This is a genomic window from Phytopseudomonas argentinensis (assembly GCF_900113905.1).
Lineage (GTDB): Bacteria > Pseudomonadota > Gammaproteobacteria > Pseudomonadales > Pseudomonadaceae > Aquipseudomonas > Aquipseudomonas argentinensis.
Genome location: NZ_FORC01000002.1, coordinates 872,561 through 898,067, shown reverse-complemented (window position 1 = coordinate 898,067; position 25,507 = coordinate 872,561). Strand labels below are relative to the sequence as shown.

At 63.1% G+C, this 25,507-nt stretch carries 31 protein-coding genes; 17 read left to right on the top strand and 14 right to left on the bottom strand.

The genetic code is table 11. The annotated features are described in order from the left end of the window. Nucleotides 1–505: 505 nt before the first annotated feature. A complete protein-coding gene (locus tag BM154_RS12640) occupies nt 506–1,222 on the bottom strand; it encodes a UTRA domain-containing protein (RefSeq protein WP_074884163.1) in 717 nt (238 codons plus the stop codon). Nucleotides 1,223–1,514: 292 nt separating this feature from the next. Here BM154_RS12640 and BM154_RS12635 point away from each other — a divergent pair, with 292 nt between their 5' ends. The 10 genes from BM154_RS12635 to BM154_RS12590 all read left to right on the top strand — a co-directional run bounded on the left by BM154_RS12635 (nt 1,515) and on the right by BM154_RS12590 (nt 9,887). Continuing rightward, a complete protein-coding gene (locus BM154_RS12635) occupies nt 1,515–2,573 on the top strand; it encodes an ABC transporter substrate-binding protein (RefSeq protein WP_074884160.1) in 1,059 nt (352 codons plus the stop codon). A gap of 106 nt (nt 2,574–2,679) precedes the next feature. After that, the gene (locus tag BM154_RS12630) at nt 2,680–3,486 is read left to right on the top strand and encodes an alkaline phosphatase family protein (RefSeq protein ID WP_074884156.1); all 807 of its coding nucleotides are present in this window, start codon (nt 2,680–2,682) and stop codon (nt 3,484–3,486) included. Next, nucleotides 3,483–4,331, top strand: a complete 849-nt coding sequence (locus tag BM154_RS12625; RefSeq protein WP_074884152.1) for an ABC transporter permease — start codon at nt 3,483–3,485, stop codon at nt 4,329–4,331. The genes BM154_RS12630 and BM154_RS12625 overlap by 4 nt, the downstream gene beginning before the upstream one ends. Continuing rightward, nucleotides 4,318–5,115, top strand: a complete 798-nt coding sequence (locus BM154_RS12620) for an ABC transporter permease (RefSeq protein WP_074884149.1) — start codon at nt 4,318–4,320, stop codon at nt 5,113–5,115. Before BM154_RS12625 ends, BM154_RS12620 begins: the two co-directional genes overlap by 14 nt. Next, nucleotides 5,112–6,098: an ABC transporter ATP-binding protein gene (locus BM154_RS12615; protein WP_074884146.1), complete on the top strand. Its 987-nt coding sequence runs from the start codon at nt 5,112–5,114 to the stop codon at nt 6,096–6,098. Before BM154_RS12620 ends, BM154_RS12615 begins: the two co-directional genes overlap by 4 nt. Continuing rightward, the gene (locus tag BM154_RS12610) at nt 6,098–6,751 is read left to right on the top strand and encodes an HAD family hydrolase (protein WP_074884143.1); all 654 of its coding nucleotides are present in this window, start codon (nt 6,098–6,100) and stop codon (nt 6,749–6,751) included. Before BM154_RS12615 ends, BM154_RS12610 begins: the two co-directional genes overlap by 1 nt. Before the next feature lie 380 nt (nt 6,752–7,131). Then, the gene (locus BM154_RS12605; protein ID WP_074884140.1) at nt 7,132–7,554 is read left to right on the top strand and encodes a hypothetical protein; all 423 of its coding nucleotides are present in this window, start codon (nt 7,132–7,134) and stop codon (nt 7,552–7,554) included. Between the two features lie 5 nt (nt 7,555–7,559). Next, nucleotides 7,560–8,024: a hypothetical protein gene (locus BM154_RS12600; protein WP_139225444.1), complete on the top strand. Its 465-nt coding sequence runs from the start codon at nt 7,560–7,562 to the stop codon at nt 8,022–8,024. 242 nt (nt 8,025–8,266) lie between these two features. Continuing rightward, complete coding sequence (locus BM154_RS12595) at nt 8,267–8,851, top strand: DUF805 domain-containing protein (RefSeq protein WP_074884132.1); 585 nt, start codon at nt 8,267–8,269, stop codon at nt 8,849–8,851. Nucleotides 8,852–9,164: 313 nt separating this feature from the next. Continuing rightward, the gene (locus BM154_RS12590) at nt 9,165–9,887 is read left to right on the top strand and encodes a leucine-rich repeat domain-containing protein (protein ID WP_074884129.1); all 723 of its coding nucleotides are present in this window, start codon (nt 9,165–9,167) and stop codon (nt 9,885–9,887) included. Nucleotides 9,888–10,142: 255 nt separating this feature from the next. Here BM154_RS12590 and rbsD read toward each other — a convergent pair whose 3' ends face one another. The 6 genes from rbsD to BM154_RS12560 are packed head-to-tail and all read right to left on the bottom strand — an operon-like array spanning nt 10,143 to nt 16,004. Then, complete coding sequence (rbsD, locus tag BM154_RS12585) at nt 10,143–10,547, bottom strand: D-ribose pyranase (RefSeq protein WP_074884126.1); 405 nt, start codon at nt 10,545–10,547, stop codon at nt 10,143–10,145. Beyond that, nucleotides 10,544–11,452, bottom strand: coding sequence for a ribokinase (rbsK, locus tag BM154_RS12580; protein WP_074884123.1), 909 nt, complete (start codon nt 11,450–11,452; stop codon nt 10,544–10,546). The genes rbsD and rbsK overlap by 4 nt, the downstream gene beginning before the upstream one ends. 39 nt (nt 11,453–11,491) lie before the next feature. Then, the gene (locus BM154_RS12575; RefSeq protein ID WP_074884121.1) at nt 11,492–12,499 is read right to left on the bottom strand and encodes a LacI family DNA-binding transcriptional regulator; all 1,008 of its coding nucleotides are present in this window, start codon (nt 12,497–12,499) and stop codon (nt 11,492–11,494) included. Nucleotides 12,500–12,505: 6 nt separating this feature from the next. Continuing rightward, nucleotides 12,506–13,486: an ABC transporter permease gene (locus BM154_RS12570; protein WP_074884118.1), complete on the bottom strand. Its 981-nt coding sequence runs from the start codon at nt 13,484–13,486 to the stop codon at nt 12,506–12,508. Beyond that, complete coding sequence (locus BM154_RS12565) at nt 13,483–15,051, bottom strand: sugar ABC transporter ATP-binding protein (RefSeq protein WP_074884114.1); 1,569 nt, start codon at nt 15,049–15,051, stop codon at nt 13,483–13,485. The genes BM154_RS12570 and BM154_RS12565 overlap by 4 nt, the downstream gene beginning before the upstream one ends. After that, complete coding sequence (locus BM154_RS12560; RefSeq protein WP_074884111.1) at nt 15,048–16,004, bottom strand: sugar ABC transporter substrate-binding protein; 957 nt, start codon at nt 16,002–16,004, stop codon at nt 15,048–15,050. The genes BM154_RS12565 and BM154_RS12560 overlap by 4 nt, the downstream gene beginning before the upstream one ends. Before the next feature lie 274 nt (nt 16,005–16,278). On the opposite strand from BM154_RS12560, the gene BM154_RS12555 reads away from it, so the two are divergent. Both BM154_RS12555 and BM154_RS12550 read left to right on the top strand, forming a co-directional pair. Then, nucleotides 16,279–16,689, top strand: a complete 411-nt coding sequence (locus tag BM154_RS12555) for a hypothetical protein (protein ID WP_074884108.1) — start codon at nt 16,279–16,281, stop codon at nt 16,687–16,689. A gap of 102 nt (nt 16,690–16,791) precedes the next feature. Beyond that, nucleotides 16,792–17,046, top strand: a complete 255-nt coding sequence (locus BM154_RS12550) for a hypothetical protein (RefSeq protein WP_074884105.1) — start codon at nt 16,792–16,794, stop codon at nt 17,044–17,046. Nucleotides 17,047–17,058: 12 nt separating this feature from the next. Here BM154_RS12550 and BM154_RS12545 read toward each other — a convergent pair whose 3' ends face one another. Next, nucleotides 17,059–17,460 (bottom strand): hypothetical protein, encoded by a 402-nt coding sequence (locus BM154_RS12545; RefSeq protein ID WP_074884102.1) that lies wholly within the window; start codon nt 17,458–17,460, stop codon nt 17,059–17,061. Then, nucleotides 17,457–18,335: a pyridoxal kinase PdxY gene (gene pdxY, locus BM154_RS12540; RefSeq protein WP_074884099.1), complete on the bottom strand. Its 879-nt coding sequence runs from the start codon at nt 18,333–18,335 to the stop codon at nt 17,457–17,459. The genes BM154_RS12545 and pdxY overlap by 4 nt, the downstream gene beginning before the upstream one ends. Nucleotides 18,336–18,427: 92 nt before the next feature. On the opposite strand from pdxY, the gene BM154_RS12535 reads away from it, so the two are divergent. Further along, the gene (locus BM154_RS12535) at nt 18,428–18,871 is read left to right on the top strand and encodes a hypothetical protein (RefSeq protein WP_074884096.1); all 444 of its coding nucleotides are present in this window, start codon (nt 18,428–18,430) and stop codon (nt 18,869–18,871) included. Continuing rightward, on the top strand, nt 18,868–19,386 hold the full coding sequence (locus BM154_RS12530; RefSeq protein ID WP_074884093.1) for an O-acetyl-ADP-ribose deacetylase: 519 nt from the start codon (nt 18,868–18,870) through the stop codon (nt 19,384–19,386). The genes BM154_RS12535 and BM154_RS12530 overlap by 4 nt, the downstream gene beginning before the upstream one ends. On the opposite strand, the gene BM154_RS12525 is transcribed toward BM154_RS12530, so the two are convergent. The 4 genes from BM154_RS12525 to BM154_RS12510 form a co-directional block, all read right to left on the bottom strand. Beyond that, nucleotides 19,387–20,358: an aldo/keto reductase gene (locus tag BM154_RS12525; protein ID WP_074884090.1), complete on the bottom strand. Its 972-nt coding sequence runs from the start codon at nt 20,356–20,358 to the stop codon at nt 19,387–19,389. Nucleotides 20,359–20,489: 131 nt separating this feature from the next. Continuing rightward, on the bottom strand, nt 20,490–21,275 hold the full coding sequence (locus tag BM154_RS12520) for a sulfite exporter TauE/SafE family protein (RefSeq protein WP_074884089.1): 786 nt from the start codon (nt 21,273–21,275) through the stop codon (nt 20,490–20,492). 141 nt (nt 21,276–21,416) lie between these two features. Next, nucleotides 21,417–21,863, bottom strand: a complete 447-nt coding sequence (locus tag BM154_RS12515; RefSeq protein WP_074884086.1) for an acetyltransferase — start codon at nt 21,861–21,863, stop codon at nt 21,417–21,419. A gap of 83 nt (nt 21,864–21,946) precedes the next feature. Further along, the gene (locus BM154_RS12510; protein ID WP_167364684.1) at nt 21,947–22,444 is read right to left on the bottom strand and encodes a GNAT family N-acetyltransferase; all 498 of its coding nucleotides are present in this window, start codon (nt 22,442–22,444) and stop codon (nt 21,947–21,949) included. Between the two features lie 136 nt (nt 22,445–22,580). Between BM154_RS12510 and BM154_RS12505 the strand changes: the two genes are divergently transcribed. From BM154_RS12505 to zapE, 3 genes are read left to right on the top strand one after another with little or no spacing between them, the layout of a single operon-like run. Then, the gene (locus BM154_RS12505) at nt 22,581–22,958 is read left to right on the top strand and encodes a hypothetical protein (protein WP_074884081.1); all 378 of its coding nucleotides are present in this window, start codon (nt 22,581–22,583) and stop codon (nt 22,956–22,958) included. After that, complete coding sequence (locus BM154_RS12500) at nt 22,955–23,152, top strand: helix-turn-helix transcriptional regulator (protein WP_074884078.1); 198 nt, start codon at nt 22,955–22,957, stop codon at nt 23,150–23,152. Before BM154_RS12505 ends, BM154_RS12500 begins: the two co-directional genes overlap by 4 nt. Next, nucleotides 23,149–24,264, top strand: coding sequence for a cell division protein ZapE (gene zapE / locus BM154_RS12495; RefSeq protein ID WP_074884075.1), 1,116 nt, complete (start codon nt 23,149–23,151; stop codon nt 24,262–24,264). The genes BM154_RS12500 and zapE overlap by 4 nt, the downstream gene beginning before the upstream one ends. A gap of 36 nt (nt 24,265–24,300) precedes the next feature. On the opposite strand, the gene BM154_RS12490 is transcribed toward zapE, so the two are convergent. Continuing rightward, the gene (locus BM154_RS12490) at nt 24,301–25,497 is read right to left on the bottom strand and encodes a patatin-like phospholipase family protein (RefSeq protein ID WP_074884073.1); all 1,197 of its coding nucleotides are present in this window, start codon (nt 25,495–25,497) and stop codon (nt 24,301–24,303) included. Nucleotides 25,498–25,507: the final 10 nt, after the last annotated feature.

The window sequence follows — 25,507 nt, the reverse complement described above, 5'->3', positions numbered from 1 at the left end:
GCCGGTCTTCAGAGCGATCATCGGTTGCTGTTTACGAACATGGGAAGGAGCGGCTTCAAGGCAAGAGCAGATATTCAATCGTGGGAGAGGCTTTAGCCTCGAGCTCTTTACGCTCCACACGCTATGCATGGGTTGTGGTTTGCCAGCGTTATCGCGTTGCGCTTACGTTCGGTTCCGCTCTGTCGAGCGGGTTTCTTTTGGCATCGCCCGGATGGCCGGCCCCGCCAAAAGAAACCAAAAAGTCTAGCCCCAGCATACGGCCCCAGCTTCGCTGGGGTTCCCTCGCTCCATCATTGCTCCGAGGGCCCGACCTAGGCGGCCCCCCACGAAGGGCCGTCCCTGGCCCATCGCGGCTCTCGCGACATCCATGTCGCTCAAGGCTACCCGCCCGGCCCTCTCCACAACGATTCCGCTCGGCCTTCTGAAGGGGCGATTGGTGTCGCCTGATAATTCTGTGGCATGAGGAGCACCAAAAGACAAAGCAGCCGACCGCCACTTACCCGCCCTAATCCGGTACCTCCACGCTGATATGAATCGCATCATGGCGCCAGTATTCGAGGTCGCAGTCGATCAGCCGGCCGTGCTGGTCGCGGTTGACCCGGGTGATGCGCAGCGCCGGGCTGCCGGCGGCGACCTTGAGCGCGGCAGCGGCGTCGGCATGCAGCGCCGTGGGCACCATGTCGAAGCGCACGCGGCCATAGCGTACGTCGTATTCACTGGCGTACAGCTCGGTCAGCGAGCGGGTAAGGTCGAAGTCGAGAATGCCGGGAAAGTAGTCGGGGTGCAGGTAATGCTCGACGTACAACACCAGGCGCCCATCGATGCGCCGCGCCCGACGGATCTGGTAGACGCTCGACAACCCCGACAGGCCCAGCAGCTGGCAGACCTGCGCATTGGCCGGCATCAGCCGCGCGCTCAGCACCTCGGTAGCCGGCACCCGCCCCTGCTCGGCGACCATGGCGTGAAAGTGGGTACGCACCGACGGGTTGTAGGCCACCCGCGCGGGCGACACGAACCAGCCGCGGCGCTCCTCGCGGTACACCAGCCCCTGAGCCTCCAGCTGCCCAAGCGCCTCACGCAGGGTGATCCGGGTGGTGTCGAACAACTCGCTCAGGCGGCGCTCGGCCGGCAGCTTGCCGCTGGCGGGCAGCAGGCCGTGCTCGATCTGTTCCTGCAGCGCGCGGCAGATGGTGGTAACGGCCCGCGGCGTGTCGTCGCGCATCACCCTGGTTCCTTCTGGACTAGACCAGCCCCATCACAGGGCATGTTGCGGCCATCTCTACGCCGCACCTCTTGCCGCAAGGCTAGGCAAGCACCATGACCGACAGATGACAGCCAGGCTGCAAGCATGGCGCATGCCAGGCAATTCAATGCCTTGGGCTGGTCTACGCTCTCTAAGCGCAACGCCGATGAGTGGCCAGCGGCCCCGCCGACACAAAACTGTCATTGGCAGCGCCTACATTGGCTTGGCTCTTGCTGATCTAGACCAACCTCGCATCGCAAAGGAGTTTCCAATGAAACAACTGCTACTGGCATCGCTGATGGGCAGCGCCATCGCTCTGGCTTCCCACGCCATGGCCGCCGACACGGATTTGACTGCACTGGAACAGGCCGCACGCAAAGAAGGCGCCGTGAACAGCGTCGGCATGCCGGACAGTTGGGCCAACTGGAAGGACACCTGGCAGGACCTGAGCGACAAGTACGGCCTCAAGCACATGGACACCGACATGAGCTCGGCCCAGGAAATCGCCAAGTTCGCCGCCGAGAAAGACAACGCCAGCGCCGATATCGGTGACGTCGGCGCCGCCTTCGGCCCCATCGCCGTGGCGCAGGGCGTGACCCAGCCCTACAAGCCAAGCACCTGGGAGCAGATTCCCGAATGGGCCAAGGACAAGGACGGCCACTGGGCGCTCGCCTACACCGGCTCCATCGCCTTCATCGTCAACAAGCAGCTGGTCAAGGATGTGCCGAAAAGCTGGGCGGACCTGAAAACCGGCAAGTACCGCGTGGCCATCGGTGACGTCAGCGCGGCCGCACAGGCGGTCAATGGCGTACTGGCGGCGGCCATCGCCAATGGCGGCGACGAGAAGAACATCCAGCCGGGCCTGGATTTCTTCGCCGAGATCGCCGAGCAGGGTCGCCTGTCGCTGGCCAACCCGACCATCCAGACCCTGGAAAAAGGCGAAGTGGAAGTGGGTATCGTCTGGGACTTCAACGGCCTGTCCTACCGTGACCAGATCGACCCGAACCGCTTCGAGGTGCTGATCCCGTCCGATGGCTCGGTGATCTCCGGCTACACCACCATCATCAACAAGTACGCCAAGCACCCCAACGCCGCCAAGCTAGCCCGCGAGTACATCTTCAGCGACGCCGGGCAGATCAACCTGGCCAAGGGCAACGCCCGGCCGATCCGCGCCGAGCACCTGACCCTGCCGACCGAAGTGCAAGCCAAGCTGCTGCCTAACGAGCAGTACGCCAAGGTCAAGCCGATCAAGGACGCCGCCGCCTGGGAGGCGACCTCCAAGGCCCTGCCGCAGCAGTGGCAGGAAAACGTGATCATCAATATGGAGTGATCCAGGCACCTGTAGCCCGGGTCGAGCGTAGCGACACCCGGGTTAACCTGCCCTGGGTATCGCTGCGCTCAACCCAGGCTACGACTCTCTCAACCCAGGATTACCCATGTCGTACAAGGTCATCCTCGTCATTCTCGACGGCCTCAATTACGAGGTCGCCCGGCATGCACTCGGCCACCTGCAGGCCTATCGCGCCGCTGGCCGTGCTGCCCTGTACAAACTCGAGTGCGAGCTGCCGTCCCTGTCGCGCCCACTCTACGAGTGCATTCTCACCGGCGTGACGCCCATCGACAGCGGCGTGGTGCACAACAACGTGGTGCGCCTCAGCAAGGAGCGCAGCGTGTTCCACTACGCCCGCGCCGCCGGCCTGAGCACAGCAGCGGCTGCCTACCACTGGATGAGCGAGCTGTATAACCGTGCGCCCTTCGTAGCCGCCCGCGACCGGCATACCAGCGATGCCGAATTGCCGATCCAGCACGGGCATTTCTACTACGTCGACCACTACCCCGACTCGCACCTGTTCGACGATGCCGAGAGCCTGCGCCTCGCCCATGCGCCGGACTTTCTGCTGGTGCACCCGATGAACATCGACGACGCCGGCCACAAGCATGGCCTGAACAGCAGCGGGTACCGCAATGCCGCGCGGGTTGCCGACATCCTGCTGGCCAATTACCTGCAAGGCTGGCTGGACGCCGGTTACCAGGTACTGGTGACCGCCGACCACGGCATGAACGACGACCGCTCGCACAACGGCCTGCTGGCCGAAGAGCGCGAAGTACCGCTGTTCGTGCTCGGTGATGCCTTCAGCCTCGGTGAATCGGCCGCACCGAAGCAACTGGAGCTGTGCGGCACCATCTGCGAGCTGCTCGGCGTGGCCCATGACAAACCCTCATGCCAGGAGCTGCTGCGATGAGCGCCACCCACAAACCGCGCGGCAAATGGCTGGCACTGCTGTGCCTGCTGCCCTTCGCGGTGTTCTTTATCGCCTTCCAGATAGCGCCGCTGGTGTGGGTCGCGCTCAACAGCCTGAATACACCGGACGGCTGGGGGCTGGGCAATTTCGAGAAGGCCTTCGCCTCCAAGTTCTACATGCAGGCGGTCAAGCACAGCCTGCAGATCGCCTTCTGGTCGAGCGTGTTCGGCATGCTGATCGCCATCATCGGCAGCTACTCGCTGCGCCAGGTGGACTCGAAACTGCGCGACTTCGTGATCGCCTTTTCCAACATGACCAGCAACTTCGCCGGCGTGCCCCTGGCCTTCGCGTTCATCATCCTGCTCGGTTTCAACGGTGCACTGACCCTGCTGCTGATCCAGGCCGGGCTGATCGACAGCTTCAACCTGTATTCCAAGAACGGCCTGATCGTGCTCTACACCTACTTCCAGATTCCCCTCGGCGTGCTGCTGCTCTACCCGGCCTTCGACGCCCTGCGCCAGGACTGGCGCGAGTCGGCTGCCTTGCTCGGCGCCGGTACCTGGGATTTCTGGCGGCATATCGGCCTGCCGGTGCTGACCCCGGCGCTGCTCGGCACCTTCGTGATCCTGCTGGCCAACGCCCTGGGTGCCTACGCCACGGTGTACTACCTGACCACCGGCAACTTCAACGTGCTGCCGATCCGTATCGCGGCGATGATTTCCGGGGACATTTCCCTCGACCCGAACATGGCCAGCGCCCTGGCGATGATCCTGGTCGGCCTGATGGCGGCGATCACCCTGGTCCATCAGTTGCTGCTGAGAAGGAGCTACCATGTCCCGCGCTGATGCCCCGGGAGCCAGCCTCTATCACCGCACGGTGGTCTGGCTGCTGTTCCTGATCCTGCTGCTGCCGTTGGCCGGCACCCTGCTCTACTCTCTGGCCACCAGCTGGTCGGCGACCATCCTGCCGGACGGGCTGACCTTCAAGTGGTACCTCGAGCTATGGGGCGAGCCGCGCTTTCTCAAAGCCTTCGGCCAGTCGCTGCTGGTCTGCTTCGGCGCCCTGGCGCTGTCGGTGCTGCTGATCCTGCCGCTGCTGTTCGTGGTGCATTACCACTTCCCGAAACTCGATGCGGTGATGAACGTGCTGATCCTGTTGCCGTTCGCCGTGCCGCCGGTGGTGTCCGCCGTCGGCCTCTTGCAGCTGTATGGTTCCGGGCCGCTGGCCATGGTCGGCACGCCGTGGATCCTGATCGGCTGCTACTTCACCATCGCCCTGCCATTCATGTACCGGGCCATCACCAACAACCTGCAGGCCATCAACCTGCGCGACCTGATGGACGCCGCCCACCTGCTCGGCGCCAGCACCTGGAAGGCCGCCTTTCTGGTGGTGCTGCCAAACCTGCGCAAGGGCCTGATGGTGTCGCTGTTCCTGTCGTTCAGCTTTCTGTTCGGCGAGTTCGTGTTCGCCAACCTGCTGGTCGGCACGCGCTACGAAACCCTGCAGGTGTATCTGAACAACATGAAGAACAGCAGCGGACACTTCAACAGCGCCCTGGTGATCTCCTACTTCTTTTTCGTCCTGGTGTTCACCTGGGCGGCCAATCGACTGAACAGGGACAAGGCATGAGCTTCCTGAGCATCCAGAACCTGCACAAGAATTACGGCAGCACCGCGATCTTCAGCGACATCGACGCCGAGATCGAGAGAGGCGAATTCGTCACCCTGCTCGGCCCGTCTGGCTGCGGTAAATCCACCCTGCTGCGCTGCATCGCCGGCCTTACCGAGGTCAACGGCGGCAAGATCCTGCTCGGCGGCGAAGACCTGGTGCCGCTGTCGCCGCAAAAGCGCGGCATCGGCATGGTGTTCCAGAGCTACGCGCTGTTCCCCAACATGACCGCCGCCCAGAACGTCGCCTTCGGCCTGCGCATGCAGAAGGTCGGCAAGGAAGAATCCGCCGCCCGCGTGCAGGAAGCCCTGGCGATGGTCGAGCTGGGCGACTTCGCCGGCCGCTACCCGCATCAGCTGTCCGGCGGCCAATGCCAGCGCGTCGCCCTGGCCCGCTCGCTGGTCACCCGCCCTCGGCTGCTGCTGCTCGACGAGCCGCTGTCGGCCCTCGATGCGCGCATTCGCAAGCACCTGCGCGAGCAGATCCGCAGCATTCAGCAGGAGCTTGGCCTGACCACGATTTTCGTCACCCACGATCAGGAAGAGGCGCTGGTGATGAGTGACCGCATCTTCCTGATGAACGCCGGGCGCATCGTCCAGAGCGGCGACGCGGAAACCCTTTACACCGCGCCGGCCGACGCCTTTGCCGCGGGTTTTATCGGCAACTACAACCTGCTCGACGCACCTACGGCGAGCCGTCTGCTCGGCCGCCCTTTGAGCAGCCAGGTGGCGATTCGCCCGGAAGCCATCGTGCTTGGCCAGGGCCCGATCAGCGCAATCATTCGCAGCCATAGCCTGCTCGGTAATATCATCCGCTACCGGGTGGACGCCGGCGGCGTGGAACTGCTGGTCGACGTGCTCAACCGCAGCGCCGACGACCTGCACGCCAATGGCCACCCCATCTCACTGGATATCGCGGCTAGCGCCGTAAAAGAGGTAGCTTGATGGCCCTGGCAATTTTCGATCTCGACGAAACCCTGATCAACGGCGACTGCGCCAGCCTGTGGAGCGAACACATGGCCACCCTGGGCTGGGTCGACGGCGAGAGCTTCATCGCCAAGGATCACCAGCTGATGGCGGCGTACGCAGAAGGCAAACTGGCCATGGAGGATTACATGACCTTCAGCCTGTCGCCGCTGGTGGGCCGCACGCCGGAGGAAGTCGCCTTCGTGGTCGAGCCCTTCGTGGAAGACGTGATCGAGCCGATCTTCTTCAGCGACGCCACCCGCTGCCTGGCCAACCACCGCGCAGCCGGCGACCGCATCCTGATCATCTCGGCCTCGGCGCATTTTCTGGTCAGCGCCATTGCCGAACGCCTAAAGGTCGGCGAGGTGCTGGCCATCGATTTGCACGAGGAGTACGGCCACTACAGCGGCAAGACCAGGGGCGTGCTGACCTACCGCGAAGGCAAGGTCACCCGCCTGCACGCCTGGCTGGAAGAGCACGGCGAAAGCCTGGACGGCGCCTACTTCTACTCCGACTCACGCAACGACCTGCCGCTGCTGCAACGGGTCGACAAACCCCATGCGGTAAACCCGGACCCGGTGCTGCGCGAGCATGCCGAGCGCGAGGGCTGGCCGATCCTGAGTTGGAGTTGAGGCAGAGGTCGATAGCAGCAATGTGGCGGTAGCGGCCGTTCACGATCGTGGGAGGGGCTTTAGCCCCGAGCTCTTACGCTTAGCCTGGCAAAGAAGCTGATCGCCGCCCGGCCTCCCACAAAAGCTCCGTTCACCGTCCGCTTTTGGCCAAAAGCGGACGTTTGCATCGAGAAAGCTAAACCTGTTTCTTTTGCGCCAGATGCTTGCTTCAGACCTTGTAAAAGTGGCTCACCCGCTGAAATTTGTAGAGCCGCAATCGAGTATCTAGACGAAGTGATTGTCCGCACAATGCGTGATGCAGCTCAGGCACCGGTTGGATCGAGATATTGAATTCTGTGCCCGATGATTAACCGAAGTTTGCAAAACCATGGAATGACCGAATGCACCCGTCGCTAAAACAAGCGCTCGATATCATCGCGATTGAGCGCAATGCTGCCGAATACGATCTGGCTTTTGATTCTGTGCGTGAGGTGGTCAGCGTGTTCGGCGAGCTCAACCTGGCCAATCGCATGTTCGAGGAAATACCTCAAACAGTCGCCGAAGGTCTGGTTGCTGACCTTTTCAATCTGTTGGCTTGGCAAACAAAAGATAATGGTTCTGCCATGACGCGTGAGGTCGAGACGTGGCTTAGGGAGGGGCAGGACGCGCGTAAAATTACGATTGCCCTGAGTCTAGATGTCTATCCATTTATAAACGCCCACGAGATGCATCAAGTGCTGTCGAAGATAGCTGCTGCTACCCCGGAACTTGCAGAGAAATGCCAAGCACTCATCACGTTACGTAAGGCAACTCCACACGGTTGATCATCATGAGCGAAGATGAAGGCGCTGCTCTTACAGATACACCCAGCTGGGCTCTGGAGTTTCCCTCAAGAGGCACGTACATCCGTTTCTGCAAAAACCAGCCGCTCCTCGAAGTGCTTCGCAGTATAAAACACGGTAGCTCTGAATGGGGGTACCGTTACGTCACGCTGTGCTATGCCGGCTCCGCCAACAGCGGGATATTGCTTTACCCGCTTCAGGACTCGGAGGCGCCATATTTCGACTTTAGGTATGGTGCTAACATGGATCCGCGGCAAGTTCTGAGGCCGCTGCTAGAGAGGTATCCTCAGTGCAGCGTTCTCGATTGGTCGAGAGGCCGGCTGGCTTGCCTTGAAGCGGTTGGTGTGGACGTCGAGTTGCTAGCCGAAATCATGCAAGAGATAGCAGGCATAGTCTGGGGCGAGCAGAGCCATCTTGTAGACGGTTGGTACGAGGAAATGGGCAGGGCTTAAGAGGCCGCTATCGGCCAGAGGCCGCCGTTCAGAGTAGGGACATGACCCGCCTTCCTACTGGCGGCACAACACTTCGTAAGGTGGACCGCGCGAACCATGCGATAGACCCACGCATGCTGTGCTGCACACAGCCCCTTACACGATAGCGTCTTCTCTTGAGTTTGATGCCGGCCTTCGATTAGATATGAGGCGTAAAGGTTGTGAAGTAAATAGCCCCATCAAACACAAGGGAATAGCGCTAAATGGCAAGGATAGAACCCGTTTTCGGCAGTATCAGCAGCGAAATCGAGAACCCATACCAACCTAGCGATGCTCAACTGATTGACGACGAGGTTGTCACGTTTTCAAAACCCAAGATTTTTGATTTTTCCGGGCGTATTTCTCTGGCGCGCTTCTGGCTGATTCATGTGCCCTTGGTGCTGGTTCTTCCGTGCATTTTGCTGGCGTTCTTTATGGTTGGGTTGCGCCATCAACTGGTGGTTTTGCTGATAGTCGGTGCCACCGTTGTCGTTCCTGCGATCCTGCTCAGCGTGTCTCTACTGGTACGCAGGGCACGTGATCTAGGCTGGAGCCCGATATGGGGAATTCTCTCCGCGTTCCCTGTTATCGGCTTTGTAATAACGCTTCCGCTCATGATGCTTCCGGGGCGTAAAGCGATTAATAAATACGGCCCGCCCAACCCACCTCTCTCAACGTTGGTAAAGGTACTTGCTGCGCTGTTGGTGGTGCTGACGTTTGTAACCTCAACCGTGCTAGTTGCGTATTTTCCCCAATACCACCCCCAGGCACTCTACGAGTGGTTCGCTAATGCATTGGCTCAGGCATAACGTTGGCGTGCGCGAAGTCCATGCTTCGCCTCATTGCGCGGCACCACGTGCTCAGGAGCCTTTGTAGAGAGCGCTGTGCGCACCACGCGATAGCGCTGCGTACACCGCGGTGATGTCCATTGGGAAAAGAGAACAGATTTATTTCTCTGCTCTAAAACTCCGCTCCTGGCCAGTTGCAGCCAGTGACGACGGACAGTTACCGGCCAGAAGCAGCCGCTGGACAGCCTTGCAGTCAGTCGATAGCCTCGGCGCCCCTGAACCCTGTCGAGGCATCCCGTTTCCCCTCACGGAACAATTTCGAAGGATGTGAGCCATGATTCTGTGTTTGGATCGCGAGTTCTCTCAACAAGAACTGGCGGAAAGGGACGAACTTGATCTGCGGAACATTTCAGCAAAAATATGGCCGACGTTGCTCTCTAAATGCACAGCAAAGGAACTACGCCTTTACCATCTTAAGCTTGCTTCACTTGAGGGAATCGACAGGTTAACTCATACACGACGATTGACGCTGGAATGGGGAGCAAAGATCGAATCGCTGGAACCTGTTTCCAAGCTGAGTGGCCTGACGCATCTGGCAATTGGAGACTTTCCAAGGCTGCAACAACTCGACGGGCTGGAGAAGCTAAGCGAGCTGAAAGAGCTGCGTCTATCCGGCAGCTTGGGTGGAGGCTCGCCGCTACGCCTTGAATCAATTGAACCCGTCACCCGTATATCCGGGCTCACCAGACTTTCGCTGTCTAATGTGAAGCTCAAGGACGACGACATCACCAGCCTCGTTCGCTGTACACATCTACGGCATTTGAGCCTGACTAACCAGTTTGATCGATCTCAGGTCGCTTTTCTCGCAAGCCGCTTGAACGAGCAGCTTGTGGAACCTCTGACCGCGTACGTACAAACACACCTCCTTTGCATGAAATGCAACAGTCTCACGTCGATGTTTACGGGGCGAAGAATGCCTTTCCTGTGTCCGGTATGTGATGCATCTCGATTTGAAAAACTCACCAGACAGTTCGAAAAAAAGGTAAACGATGCATGACAACTTAATTTTCTAGACGCTTCCAGTACTCGTCTCGAACGATTATTAAATGGTTCAACGCTGTCCGTTTTGGCCGATCGCAGCCTCTCATTGATGGGTGAAAGGTAATTGCTAAACGACGCTTACCGTCACTGTGAATCGCCTCGGCTTTCGCAGACACTCAATGACCGCTTCTGGCCGGTAGCTGCCCGTGTCAGCGCTGCAATTGCCTTGATGCTGCCAAGTGACACGTTCAAGAAGATCCTGAACAGCTTCTTAGAACGTCACACCCGCGATCAGCGCAATATTGCTGTACGGCCGGCATTCCCCGGTACGGATCTGCACGCGAGCCTTGGCACAGGCGGCCTTGAGTTCGTCATGACTGACCAGTTGCCGCTCGCCCAGCTCGCCTTCTGCGCTCAGTTTTTCGATGGCCTCGAGCGCCAGGGGCGCTACCTCCAGGGTTTCCCGCGCCAGCAGATGGCCCTGCACCTGCATCTCGCTGAGCACCACCTTCAGGGTGGTAACGAAGTCCGGTACACCGGCGGTCAGCGCCAGGTCGATGCATGGCGTACCTGCAGGTACCGGCATGCCGGCGTCGCCGATGACGATGATGTCGCCATGGCCCAGGCGAGCGATGGCGGCTGACAGTTCGGCGTTGAGCAGTGGCGTCTTCTTCATGCGGGCAACTCGTGGCGATGAGGGATGGAGGGTTGTGCGCCCGGCCGGGTGACGGCCAGGGCGGCAGCTTGCTGGCCGAGGCGGATGGCGCTTTCCAGCGGCATGCCTTCGGCCAGACCAGCAGCGAAGCCGCCGACAAAGGTATCACCGGCGGCGGTGGTGTCGACCGCCACCACCGGCTCGACCGGCAGGTGCAGGTGGCGCTCGCCATCGGCGTAGAAAACGCCCTGGCTGCCGAGGGTGATCAGTACGCGGCGGGCGCCATTGGCGAGCAGCTTTTGCGCAGCCTGCAGCGCGCTGCGCGGCGAGTCGACAGCGATGCCGGTCAGCAGCGCAGCTTCGCTCTCGTTGGGAATCAGGTAGTCGATCAGGCTGTACCAGCTTTCCGGCAGCGGCCCAACGGCGGGCGCCGGGTTGAGGATCACCGTGCGGCCCAGCTCATGGGCACGTAGCAAGGTGGCCTCGACGGTGGCCGTGGGCACTTCCAGCTGGGCGATGACGATATCGGCCGCCGCCAGCAGACCATCATGGTCGGCCAGGCGCTCGGCGGTCATTTCAGCGTTGCTGCCCGCCGCGATGACGATGGCATTCTGGCCGGCGTCGTCGACCAGAATCGTCGCGATGCCGGTGGCCACACCGGGCACCGTCGCCACGCCGCTGCAGTCGATGCCTTCGGCAAGCAGGCCGGCGCGCAGCTCTGTGCCATTGGCGTCATCTCCCAAGCAACCGACCATCGCCACCGTGGCGCCGAGGCGCGCTGCGGCTACCGCCTGATTGGCGCCCTTGCCGCCGGCGGCAGTGGCAAAGCCGTGCCCGGCCAGCGTTTCGCCGGCAACCGGGAAACGCGGCATGCGCACGATCAGGTCCATGTTCAAGCTGCCCACCACAACTACTTTCGCGTGCATTACCGGTGTTCCTCTCAATCCGCCAAAGCGCGCACGCGCTCAGGCCGCTTCAACAAGGGGCGCCGCGCTGGATTCGCGCAGCACGAGCGTGGGTTCGATGAGTCGTTGCTCGGCGCTCAGGCCGGGGGTGCGGATACGCGCCAGCAACCGCGCGGCCGCGGTCTCGCCAAGTTGGCCGATGGATTGGCCGACCGTGGTCAATGCCGGGTGCAGGTAGCGGCTGACTTCGATGTCATCGAACCCCACCACCGAGAGCTGCCGCGGCACGCTCACCTGACATTCGGCGGCAGCGCGCAGCACGCCCAGGGCGATCATGTCGTTGCCGGCGAAGATCGCCGTTGGCACTTCATCGCCGTTCAGCAGCACCTGCGCCGCCGCGTGCCCGGCCGGGCTGGTAAAGGCACAGTCCACCACCGGCTGCGCCTCGACTCCGGCTTCGGCCAGCGCGCGCCGATAACCGGCCGCGCGTAGCTGAACCACCTGGGTGCTGGCCGGCCCACCGATACAGGCGATGTGGCGATGGCCAAGCTCGATCAGGTGCCGGGTCGCCAGGTAGGCGCCGCGTTCGTGGTCGACCTGCACGCGATCGGCCGTCACACCATCGAGGGAACGGTCGACCAGCATCAGCGGTACGTTCAAACCCGCCAGGGCCTGGGCGAAGGCCGCGTCGCTGGCCACGGTGGCGACGATCAGCCCGTCGATGCGCCGCTCCAGCAACACGCGCAGGTAGCGCAGCTGCTTGTCGATGTCGTCGTCGGAATTGCACAGGATCACGCTGTAGCCGTTGCGTTCGGCGTGGTCCTCGATGCCGCGCGCCAGCTCCGCAAAGTACGGGTTGCTGGCGTTCGGTACCAGCAACCCGATGGTGCCGGTGGCGCGTGCTCGCAGCGAGCGGGCCACGCCGCTGGGCACATAACCCAGCTCGGCGATGGCCGCCTCGACCTTGCTACGCACCGGATCGCTGACCGGCCGGGTACCGTTCACCACGTGCGACACCGTGGTGTAGGAAATACCCGCCCGCGCGGCAACGTCCTTGATGGTGGCCATGGCCGATCAGCCCCGGCGCTTGGCGCGATAGCTGCGGTAGGTGTCGAGAATGACCGCGATCACGATCACCGCACCGGTGATGATGCGTTTGGTCGGTTCGGTAGCGCCGATCTGCGCGAGGCCTGCGGCCAGCACGGAGATGATCAGCACGCCAAAGAAGGTGCTGATTACGGAGCCACGCCCACCCATCAGGCTGGTGCCGCCGATGACCACCGCGGCGATCACCTGCAGCTCCAGGCCGGAACCGGCATTCGGGTCGGCGGCTTCCAGGCGGGAAATCTGGAACAGCGCCGCCAGACCGGCGAGCAGGCCCATCAGGGCGAATACCGAAATCTTGTAGGGTTTGGGGTTGATGCCGGCCAGGCGTACCGCTTCCTCGTTGGTGCCGATGGCCACCAGGTAACGGCCGAATACGGTGCGGGTGAGCAGCAGGTGCGCGGCGGCGATCACCAACAAGGCGATCACGAACGACGGCGAGATACCGGCGGCGAACGGCGTCGACAGCCAGGCATAGGCGTCGCCGATATAGGCGGTGCGCGAGTCGGTGAGCTGATAAGCCAGGCCGCGGGCCATTTCCAGCACGCCGAGGGACACGATGAACGACGGAATGCCCCAGGCCACGGTGATGATCCCGGTGACGCTGCCAGCCAACGCCGCACAGGCCATACCCAGCAGCGCCGCGGGCAGGATGCCCCAGCCAAAGCCGAGGGTCGCCACGCTGACCACGGCAGCGGCCAGCGCCAGCACCGAACCGACGGACAGGTCGATGCCGCCGATGATCAGGATCAGCGTCATGCCCACCGCCAGCACCATCAGGTCGGGGATCTGGTTGGCCAGGGTGGTGAAGGTCGAGTAGGACAGGAAATGGCTGCTCAGCGATGAGAACAGCACGATCATCGCCAGCAACGCGCCAGCCAGGCCGAGGTAGGTGCCCAGGCCCTGGTGCGTGCCACTGCGCTTGGTGGGCGTGGCGGACGGAGTGGTCATTGGGAAAGCTCCTGTAACGGGGGGGCGACATCGCCGATCAGGGCTTCGCGGCTGCGGTAGCCGGCAAAAGCGGCAGCCAGCAAACGGTCCTGGCTCCAGTCGTCGCGGTCGAATGTTTCGATAAGGCGGCCAGCGGACAGCACGCCGATACGGTCGCAGATCAACATCAGCTCGCGCAGGTCACTGGACACCACCACGAGCGCCTTGCCCTGGCGGGCCAGCTCGCCGAGCAGGCCGTAGATTTCGAACTTGGCGCCAACGTCGATGCCGCGGGTCGGCTCGTCGAACAGCAGCACCTGGCAGTCGCGCTCCAGCCAGCGGCCGATGACCACCTTCTGCTGGTTGCCGCCGGACAATTCCGCGACCGCCTGATGGGCGCCGTTGCAGCGAATGCGCATGGCATCGATCTGCCGCTGTGCCAGTGCCTGTTCGGCCGCCGGACGCATCACGCCGTGTTTGGATACCGCCGGCATATTGCCCAGCGCCAGGTTGGCGGCAATCGGCTGGCCGAGCAGCAGGCCTTCGCCCTTGCGGTCCTCGGTGATCAAGGCAATGCCATGGCCCACCGCTTCAGCGGGCGAGCGCACGCGCACCGGCACAGGCGGAGTGCCGATGGCCACCTGGCCGCTGTCAGCGGGGTCGGCGCCATAGATCAGCCGCAGCAATTCGGTACGGCCAGCGCCGATAAGCCCGGAAATGCCGTAGATCTCCCCTGCCCGCACACTGAACGACACGTCGTCTACCTTGCCGCGGCGGCACAGATTGCTGATCTGCAAAAGCGGCGCACCAATCTGCCGTTCGCCCAGATCGATGGCGTCGCCGACATCGCGGCCCACCATCAGGGTGACCAGCTCGTCGCTGCTGTAACGGTCGATGGGCTCCACGGCGACCAGTTGGCCATCGCGCAGCACGGCCACGCGCTGAGCCACTTTCGCCAGTTCTTCGAGGCGGTGGGAGATATACACGATGGCCACACCGGCATCGCGCAAGCGCTGGATCTGCTCGAACAGCAAATCGACCTCACGGGCGGTGAGCATCGCCGTTGGCTCGTCGAGTACCAGCACGCGGCAATCGCCGATCAGGTTACGGGCGATCTCGACCATCTGCTGATGGCCCACGCCCAGCGCGGCCACCGGGGTATCCGGGTCGATGGCCTCCAGGCCGACCCGTGCCATGGCCTCACGCGCCATCTCGCGCAGGCGGCCACGGGCAATCCAGCCGCCAAGGCTGGGCAGGTTGTCGAGAAACAGGTTCTCGGCCACGGTCAGGGTGGGCAGCAGGTTGAGCTCCTGCAACACCATGCGCACACCGAGGCGCTCGGCCTCGCGGCGACTGGCCGGCGCATAGGGCTGGCCGAGAAAGCTCAGGGAGCCGGTAGTCGGTTGCTCCAGCCCACAGAAAATCTTCGAAAGGGTACTTTTACCGGCGCCGTTCTCGCCGGTCAGCGCCAGCACTTCACCGGCGCGCAGCTCCAGCTCGACCCCGCCCAGCACGGGCTGGACGTAGGTCTTGCCGATATTGCGGGCGGCGAGAACGGTCTCGCCGGCCACTGCTGCATGGGTCACGGCTTGGTCACGAGTTCGACCGGAGTCTCGATCACGCCATCTTTGGCGCCGGTAGGCTCACCCTTGACCAGCTTGAGCGCCGCTTCGATGCCGAACACCGCCTGGCGAGCCGCGAACTGGTCGGCGGTGGCGAGTACGCGACCGTCCTTGAGCATCGGCTTGATGGCGTTGATGTTGTCGTAACCGACCACCTGCACCTGGTCTTTCTTGCCAGCGGCACGCACGGCAGATACCGCGCCGAGTGCCATGCTGTCGTTGCCGGCCAGCAGCGCTTTCAGGTCCGGGTATTCGTTGAGCATGGCCGAGGCCACAGCGTTGCCACGGTCGATTTCCCAGTTACCCGACTGCACGCCGACGATCTTCATGCCGGCCGCTTCCATGGCGTCCTTGAAGCCCCCGGTGCGCTGCTGAGCGTTGGTGGTGGTGGACACGCCTTCGATGATGCCGACTTCGTCGCCAGCATTGAGCTTGTTCTGGGCCAGGTATTCGCCGACCAGGCGCGCGCCCTTGCGGTTGTCCGGGCCCACGAACGGCACGTCCAGGCCTTTGCTCTTCACCACCTCGGGGTCAAGACGGTTGTCGATATTGACGACCTTGATGCCGGCATCGCTGGCCTTCTTGATCACCGGCACCAGAGCCTTGGAATCGGCCGGGGCGATAACCAGGGCATCGACCTTGGCAACGATCATCTGCTCGACGATACGGATCTGCGCCGAGGTATCGGTCTCGTCCTTGATGCCGTTGGCGATCAATTCGAACTGCGCAGGGTTTTCTTTCTGGTAGGCCTTGGCGCCATCTTCCATGGTGCGGAAGAACTCGTTGGCCAGGGATTTCATGACCAGTGCAACGCGAGGCGTATCACCTTCGGCGGCATGGGCACTGGAGAAACTGACGAGGGCAGCGGCGCCAAGGGCGATGGCGGCGCAGAGCCGGGCAGGACGGAAACCGGACATGGGCGAACTCCATGATTATTGTCGTTGTTATCAATACGCAAACGTTTGCGTGCACATAAAATTATGAAATGGCCGGTAAATTGTCAAATTTTCACGCAGCGCTGCGCCATCTGCCGAGGACTGCTCGATGGCAAAAGCGAAGCGCTGTAATCAGGCTGATTGGGCCGGCGAACTTTTCGCTTTCCGGCGCGTCCATTCAGGTTGCCGCGTTGCCGGCAAAGGTGGGGGCGCCCCGTTTGGCCCCCTGGCTGTTTCTCGACCAAGGAATGTCACCATGCTCAAACCCCTCCTGATGGGCGTCGGCCTTGCCGCCCTGCTCGCTGGCTGCTCCAGCCACCCCACCCAACCGCTGGACCAACGCCTGCTCGGCGAATGGCAAGGCATGCGCGACAAGAATGGGCCGTGTCAGTTCTTCGCCTGGAATTCCAGCTTCGGTGCCGACGGTCGCTTCACGATCAGCTTCTTCGCCGATGAGCAGAGAACGCGCCTGATCCAGACCGAACAGGGCACCTGGACGGCCCACGACGGCAAGAACCACCTGACCACCGACGGCGTGAAAACCACCGAGGTGTACGACTATCGCTTCGTCGATGCGAACACCGTCGAGTACGTCAACCTCAACGCCGACCCAACCGCCGATTGCCAGGCGGATTACCGCTTTACCGAGCACCGCGCCGGCCATTGATGCCGTGATTGCTGGTGCCCTTTGAACCAAACTCGCATCTCACCCGTAGCGCAAGGTTCACCGAACAGCCCGGTGAACCTCGCACTGCTCAAGGAAGAACGCATGAAAAGTCTCACCGCGGTATTGATCACCAGCGCTCTGCTCACCGGCTGCATGACATTGTCCGGCACCTACCAACTCTCCCTGCAGGACGCCAATGGCCAGCCGCTGCCCCAGAACATCAAGATGACAGCACAAGGCAGTGGCATCTACAGCGCGCGCAATGCGATGTGCTCGGTCCATCCGCACGCCACGGTCATTATCCGCGACCTCGAGAGCGGCGAAGAGCTGAAGAGCGAAAGCCCGTACAAGTGCTGACGCGGGAGCGGGTCATTCGATACTGATACGGTATTCCACGGCCCGCCGCTCTTTCCCACCATGCAAAGAGGAAAACACTACCGAGTCCTCCCCCGCCTTGCCGCCCGCCAAATAGACGAAACGGTCGACCTTGGCGACATCGCCCTCGACCTTGTATTCACGCTTCCAGCGGCCCAGCCTGGGCGTACTGTTACCCATTTTCTCCACTGGCACCCATAGGTTGATGCGCGTCTTGCGACCCTCCTCGCTGAGGTGATCGAGAATCACGCAGCGCTCGCCAGGCTTGACCCGCACCGGGATGACGAAATTGCCATAGGCCTGGTCGCGAACCGCGCCCGCCGTATCCACTTCGCAGGCCAGGCCCTGCAAGCTGATCAGCAGCAGCGCGACGGCGCTGCATGCAGCGCACTTCACGGGCTTACCACTTCGCTTGCGCTATAGCGCTGCCCCGGCTGAACGATCTGCTCTTGGGCGCTGACCAGCGGCAGGTCACGGGAGCCTTCGGCGGTAGCCTGCACCAGGGCGTAAAGCGTTGCGGTGGCCAGTTCCAGCGCCTGGGGCAAGGCGTGACCCGACAGCAAACGCGCCAACAGGGTCGCCGAGAACACGTCACCCATGCCGTTGGGCAGCGGATGCAGGGCCAGGCGCGGGGTGTTGACCAGCCAGGCACCCTCGCCGTTGACCGCCAGGGTGCATAGCTGGTCGGCAGGGATATCGGGCGTGGCCAGGCTGGTGATCACCACCACGTCCGGGCCACGACCGCGCAGCTGACGCGCCACCCGCACGGCCTCGTCGACGCTGCCCAGCTTGCTGCCGGTGAGCAGCTCGAACTCGAACTGGTTGGGGGTGATGATGTTGGCGCAGGGAATCGCCAGGTTGCGCAGGAAATCCGGGATCGCCGCGCTGACGAAAACGCCGCGCCCGACGTCGCCCATCACCGGATCGCAGAGGTAGCGCACGCTCGGATTGTCACGACGAATCTCGTCCACCGCCTCGAGGATCACCGCACCGATGGCCGCATCGCCGAGATAGCCGGAGAGCACCGCCGACACCTTCGACAGCACGCCGCGATCACGCAGGCCGGCAAGCACTTCACGAATATGCTCGGCATCGAACACCTGGCCGCGAAACTGGCCATAACCGGTGTGGTTGGAAAACTGCACGGTGTGCACCGGCAGCACTTCGAAGCCAAGGCGCTGCAGCGGGAACACCGCGGCGTCATTGCCGACGTGGCCCAGGGCGACATGGGACTGGATGGATAGCACCAGAGGTGGGGTGGTAGCGCTCATGGGCGGGCGGGATCCTGTCATGGACGGCGCGAGGCCAGTGCCGGCATTATTCGCCAATCCCTCCTGAGATTCCACGGCAAGCGGAGTGCCCAATGCCCTACCCCATCACCCCGGTCGTCCAGGAGCAACCCACGGGCTGCGGCATCGCCGCCTGTGCAGCGCTCGCCGGCGTCAGCTACAGCGAAAGCCGGAGGATCGCCAACGGGCTCGGCATCTACGCCGAGGACCAGGCCCTGTGGTCGGACACCGAATACGTCACCCGGCTGCTGCGTGCCCAGGGGCTCGACGCCCAGCCACCGGCGCCGTTTTCCACTTGGGAACAACTGCCGGAGCGTGCCCTGCTGGCCATCCGTTGGCGCCTGGAACACGGCCGGCCCTTCTGGCACTGGGTGGTGTTCGCCCGCGATCAAGGCAATGCCTGCGTACTGGACTCCAAGCGCAGCCTCAAGCACAACCTGCGCACCGACTTCTGGCGCATGCAACCCAAATGGTTCATGGTCGTCAGCACGACTCACCGGCAGGAGCCCCCGCAATGAACGCCCGCGTACAAGCCATCCAGGCCGATATCACCACGCTGCAGGTCGATGCAATCGTCAATGCCGCCAATTCCTCACTGCTCGGCGGCGGCGGCGTGGACGGCGCCATCCACCGCGCCGCCGGCAGCGAACTGCTGCACGAATGCCGATTGCTCGGCGGCTGCCAGACTGGTGAAGCCAAGCGCACCCGAGGCTATCGACTGCCGGCCTCGTTCATCATTCACACGGTGGGGCCGGTTTGGCGCGGCGGCGATGAGGGCGAGCCAGCCCTACTCGGCGCCTGCTATCACAACGCACTGCGCGTGGCCGCGCAAAGCGGCGCCCGCTCCATCGCCTTTCCCAGCATCAGCACCGGCATCTATGGCTATCCCATCGAGGCCGCCGCCCGCCTGGCGGTGGCCACGGTGCGTGATGAACTGGCCCAGTATCCAGAGATCGACAAGGTGTTGTTCTGCTGTTTTTCGGCCAACGACCTGGCGGTCTACCAACAGGCGCTGGCCGAGCAGCACGGTTGATCAGCGTGGCAGCGGCGCATCCTCGGGCACAAGGCCCTGCTCGCGCAGCGCCTGCCAGAATTCCACCGGAATTCTGGCCTCCAGCAGGCTGACGTACTGCGCCGGGCGAGTTGGCGTGGCGCTGCCGGGAATGACCGACTGCACCACTGGATGGGCCAGGCAGAACTGCAGCGCCGCGGCACGGATATCGACCCCGAACTGCTCGCCCAGCAGGCGCAGTCGCTCGGTCTCGCGGTGCACCTCTTCAGGAATGCGGTCATATTCGAAGTGCTCGCCGCCGGCCAGCACCCCTGAGTTGAATGGCCCGCCGACCACGATGCCAACGTCGCTCGTGGCGCAGTCGGGGAACAGGGTTTCCAGCGCTTCGCGATGATCGAGCAGCGTATAGCGGCCCGCCAACAGAAACACGTCCGGGTCGGACTGCTGCAGAGCCAGGCGGCAGGGCTCGACCAGGTTCACGCCCAGCCCCCAGCCACCGATCATGCCCTCCTCGCGCATGCGTGTAAGCGCCACCGCCGCGCCTTGCATAGCCTCGGCAAAGTAGTCGCGCCACTTGGCGCCATGTTGGTCTTCGGACACGTCGTGGATGAACACCAGATCCAGCCGATCCACGCCGAGGCGCTCCAGGCTGCTCTCGATGGAGCGCCGGGCACCGTCGGCCGAGTAATCGATCACCCGGCGGTTGGGCAATTCGCCGGTGAAGGGTTTGGCGTTCTCGGGCTGGTCGGCGGGCTGCAACAGCCGGCCAACCTTGCTGCTCAGCACGAGCTCGTCGCGCGGCTTGCCAGCAAGGAATTTTCCGAAGCGTTGTTCCGATAACCCTGCGCCGTAATGGGGCGAGGTGTCGTAGTAGCGAATACCGGCTTGCCAGGCGGCTTCCAGGGTGGCCTGAGCCTGACCTTCGGGCACCGCCTTGAACATGTTGCCGAGCGGCGCGCCACCGAAACCGAGGGTTGGGAGCTGGATACGCATGCTGCCTCCTGATCGTGGATGTGTCTGCTGGGGACAGGCATCCACGCCCATTCGTTCGGCCTTTCCGCCCGGCAGCGGCCTCACATGCCTACTTGCGCCAGCAGGGCCTGGCGACCCGGCTCAGGTGCGGCTCAGAACGCTAGCTTGTAGCCGATCACCATCAGCATGATCGCCAGGAATGGGCGCAGCAGGTTGTCGGACACCCGCCCTGAAAGGTGACTGCCAAAGAAGATGCCTGGCAACGAGCCCAGCAGCAGGTAACCCAGCACGCCCCAGTCCAGGTTGCCGAGCCCGGCATGGCCAAGCCCGGCCACCAGGGTCAGTGGCACGGCATGGGCGATTTCGGTGCCCACCAGGCGGCGGGTGGCCATCAGCGGATAGAGTAGAAACAGCGCTACGGTGCCCAGAGCGCCCGCGCCGATGGAGGTCAGGGTAACCATGAAACCGAGCACCAGACCGACCACCACGGTCAGCGCATTGAGGCGCCCGGGGCTGAAGTGGAAACCGTCGCCGGCATGGCGGCTGGCGAAGGCGAACAGCTGCTTCTTGAACAGGATCGCCGTGGCGGTGAGCAGCAGCACTATGCCCAGCGCATGCTTGATCAGAGCGTTGGTGGCGTGCTGGTCGCCCGGAATCAGGGTCAGTGCCAGCAGGGTCAGCAAGGCGGCCGGCACGCTGCCGGCAGCCAGCCAGGCGGTCACCGACCAGTCGATATTACGGTTGCGCTGGTGGACGAACACCCCGCCAGCCTTGGTGATCGCCGCGTACAAGAGGTCGGTGCCCACCGCTGCCGCAGGGCTGATGCCGAACCACAACAGGATGGGCGTCATCAGCGAACCACCGCCCACACCCGTCATGCCCACGATGAAGCCAACCACGAGCCCCGCGACAACAAAGCCCAAACCGCCAAAATCCATACCTGCCCCAATTGCCGTTGTCGGCTCATTTGTCAGCGGCGCAGGATAACCATCTGGAGCGAAAGGACATATACCGAGTAAGAATTTGCTTATAACAGTTATAACGATTCAGGCTGACGATTCCCGCCCGCCTGTCGATGCTCAGGCTGCACCGCCCCGATATGCCATATGAATCAGCGGAAACGGCCGCCCTCCGCCATCGGTTTCGCTGCGCCCGATGTCGTGAAACCCGTAGCGGCGATAGAAGCCGTGAGCAGCCGGGTTCTGTTCGTTGACGTCCACGGTCAGCGCGCCGCAGCGCTCGCGGGCATCGTCCAGCAGCTGCGACCCCACACCCCGGCCATGGCAATCGGGATCGACGAACAGCATTTCCACGTGGCTACCGGAAAGGCCGATGAAGCCAAGCACCTGCTGCTGAGCCCCGAGCAGCACGCGAATCTCCACGGCGTCGAGGTAGACCTCGTCCATCTGCACATGCAGCGCCTGCACATCGTCAGCGGTGAGAAAATCATGGGTGGCCAGCACGGCGCGATGCCAGATATCCAGCAGCACAGCATGATCGGCGGGTTGGCGAGGGCGAATGAACATAGCGGTAAAACTCCATCCATCTCATGAAACAGGCCACTGGCAGGCATGGCGGGGCTCAGCCGATTGATGTCCATGCACGGCGGTTATGCCAGCACCAGGCGCATCCTCTGCGCCTGATCCCGATGCCCTGCAGGCATCTGGCAAGGCGGCAGGTCGGCCACCCAGGCGAAACCGTATCGCTCATACAGCGCCAGCGCCGAGTGGTTGGACTTGAACACCTGCAGCTCGATGCGCTCCATGCCCTGCTGTCGGCAATGCTCGATCAGCGTGTTCAGCAGCAACCGGCCCAACCCCTGTCGGCGCCAGCGTGCCTGCACCTGCATGCCGAGAATCCCCACCCTGGGGTCGCTTTCAGGCCGGCAATAGCTGTCCGGGTAGGCTTCGGCCGTGGCGATGATACGGCCGTCATGCTCGATCACATACACCGCCCAGCCATTTTGCTCGGCCTTCTCCAGGGCACGGGCGATCACCGCCTTTGGGGGTGCACAGGGCCGGGTGGAAAACAGACCTTCTGCCGCCACTTCATTGAACAGGGCGTGGAAGCCATCGAGGTCGCCCAGGCGTATTCTGCGCGGCTGCATATTGATCTCTGCCACTGGAAACAGAGGCATGCTAGAGGAAAGGACGGCCCGGCGCATCATTCCCATGTAAAGCTAGCTTGACTACGAACCACGAATACGACAGTGTAAAGCACGCTTTCCATATTGAGCCATAGACATGACCCGTACGCGCCCCTTTCTCGTTCAGTTTGCCGTGGCGATGATCGCCTATGCGGTAGCCGTGGTTGTCAGCAGTGTGCTGCTCGCCATTCTCCCCTCAGGTTCGCTGCGTACCCTCTGTGCACTGATTCCCATCGCGCCGATGATCATCGTGGCGGTCACGGTAATTCGCCAGGTGCGCCAGCTCGACGAACTGGCCCGCGCCGTTCACCTGGAAGCCTTGGCCATCGCCTTTGTCGGCACGGCACTGATCACCTTCAGCTACGGCTTTCTGGAAACCGCCGGTTTCCCACGCCTGTCGATGTTCTTCGTATGGCCGCTGCTCGCCTCGCTATGGGCCTTAGGAACCTGTATCAGCTGGAGACGCTACCGGTGATCAACCAGGTGCGCGAATTGCGCAACCAACAGGGCTGGTCCCAGGCCGAGCTGGGTGAACGCCTGGGCGTCTCCCGGCAGACGGTGAATGCCATCGAAACCGGCCGCTATGACCCCAGCCTGCCACTGGCCTTCAAGATCGCCCGGCTGTTCGAACGCCCTATCGAAACCATCTTCCAGGCGCCCGACCCATGAATAACCACACTCTCACGCCGCTCGAGGTGTACCGCCTGGCCGTCGAGCAGCAGGGCTTCGTCAGTGATGCCGCCCAGCAGCACGCGGCCGAGCAGTTGCAGCGCTGTTACCAAGCCCTGCATCGCGGTGGCTTGCCACAGGGCGTTTATCTCTGGGGCCCGGTCGGGCGTGGCAAGACCTGGCTGATGGACAGTTTTCATGACGCGCTGCAGGTGCCGGCACGGCGGCAACACTTTCATCATTTCATGGGCTGGGTGCATCGCCGTCTGTTCCAGCTGACAGGCACTGCCGAACCACTGCAGGTACTGGCGCGGGAGCTGGCCAAAGAAATACGCGTGCTGTGCTTTGACGAATTGTTCGTCAGTGATATTGGCGACGCCATGCTACTGGGTGGGCTGTTCCGCTCGCTGTTCGACGAGGGCGTGGTGCTGGTCGCTACCTCCAATCAGCCGCCAGAGCAGCTTTACGCCGGCGGCCATAACCGCGAGCGCTTCCTGCCCGCCATCGATGCCCTGTTGCAGCACATGCAGGTGGTAGCGGTGGACGGCAGCCAGGATCATCGCCAGCACCCCGGCCAACGGCACCAGCGCTATTGGGTGCGCGAAGCCGGCCAGCCGAGCGCCCTGCCCGCGCTATTGGCGGCACTGCGCCAAGGCGAGCCGGTCAGCCACGAACCGTTGCAAGTCGGCCATCGCCGCATCCATGTACACAGCCATAGCGAACGGGTGCTGCACGGCGGCTTCGACCAGCTTTGCGAACAGCCGCTGGCGACCGGGGACTTCATTCTGCTCTGTGACCGCTTCAAGGCCATCGTGTTGGGCGACGTACCGGCCCTCAGCGCGCAGCAGCGCCCCGCCAGGATCGCCCGCGGCACCGAAGATGCCGCCGAACGGGTGGTTGCCGGCGATCGCCAGTTGCCGGCACTGTCGATTCACGACAATGCCGTACGGCGCTTCATTGCCCTGGTGGACGAGTGCTACGACCGTCGCGTGCCCCTGTATGTGGAAGCCGCGGTGCCGCTGGATGAGCTGTATACCGAGGGCTACCTGGCCTTCGCCTTCCGCCGCACCCTGAGCCGCCTGCAGGAAATGCAGCTGGAGCGCTTCGGCTGATACTTAGCCCGCGAAGCGCTGCCCAGGATCGACGGCTCAATCCGTGGCGGCAGGCACGAGCCCGAGAAACGCCTGGATCTGCGCCTTTTTGGCGATGGCGTCCTGGTAGCCCAGCTCGATCAGTTCGCTGCAGTAGCCCGGCTCGAACAGCAGGTAGCTGAGCACCCCGCCACCCCCGTCGCGGGTCGCGCCCGGTCCGCGCAGGAACAGGCGTAGCGCCGCCGGCATTTCCCTACGGTGGCGGGCGGCGATCACGTCCAGCGGCTGGCTCGGCGAGATCACCAGTACCTCCACCGGGGTGAGCCCATAGGTGCGGCTGCGCTGCTCGGCCGGCACCAGGCGGCCCAGCAGGTTGAGGCGCTCAAGCAACTCGATATCGCTTTCCACGTTGTCGATAAAGGTGCTGTTGAGCATGTGCCCGGCGATCTGCGCCAGGCTTGGCTGCACACCGCCGGGCACCGGCACGGGCGCCCCGCCGGCCTGGTTGCCGACCGGGTTGCCGACCGGGTTGCCGCTGACGCCTACCACCAGCACCTTGGTCGCGCCCAGGTGCAGGGCCGGGCTGATCGGCGCCATCTGCCGTACCGCGCCGTCGCCAAAGTACTCGCGGTTGATCTTTACCGGCTCGAAGATCAGTGGAATTGCCGTGCTGGCCAGCAGGTGCGGCAACGCCAGGCGCGTCGGCACGCCGACCCGGCGATGCCGGAACCAGGGGTCGATGGCGGCGCGGCCCTGGTAGAAGGTCACCGCCTGGGCCGACTCGTAGCCGAACGCGGTCACCGCCACGGCGCGCAACTGGCGGTGGCGAACCGCGGCGGCGATGCCGGAAAAATCCAGTTCACGCTCGAGCAACGCTGCCAGCGGCGAGCTGTCGAGCAGCGCCACCGGCACCTGCTTGCCGAGGCCGAGCATGCTGTGACCGATGAAACGGCTGGCCTGGCGCAGCACGCCGGGCCAGTCGCTGCGGTACACCTGATGGGTATGGAAGCTGCGCCACACGCTGCTCAGGCGCTTGACCGCCTCGCGAAAGTGCAGCGCCCCACAGGCCAGGCTGACGGCGTTGATGGCCCCTGCCGAGGTGCCGACGATCACCGGAAAGGGATTGTGCGCCCCATCCTCGGGCAGCAGCTCGGCGATCGCCGAGAGCACACCGACCTGATAGGCGGCCCGTGCGCCACCGCCTGAAAGGATGAGCCCGGTGGTGGCCGGGAGGTCGGTAGCGTCCTGCTTCATGGGTCGATTC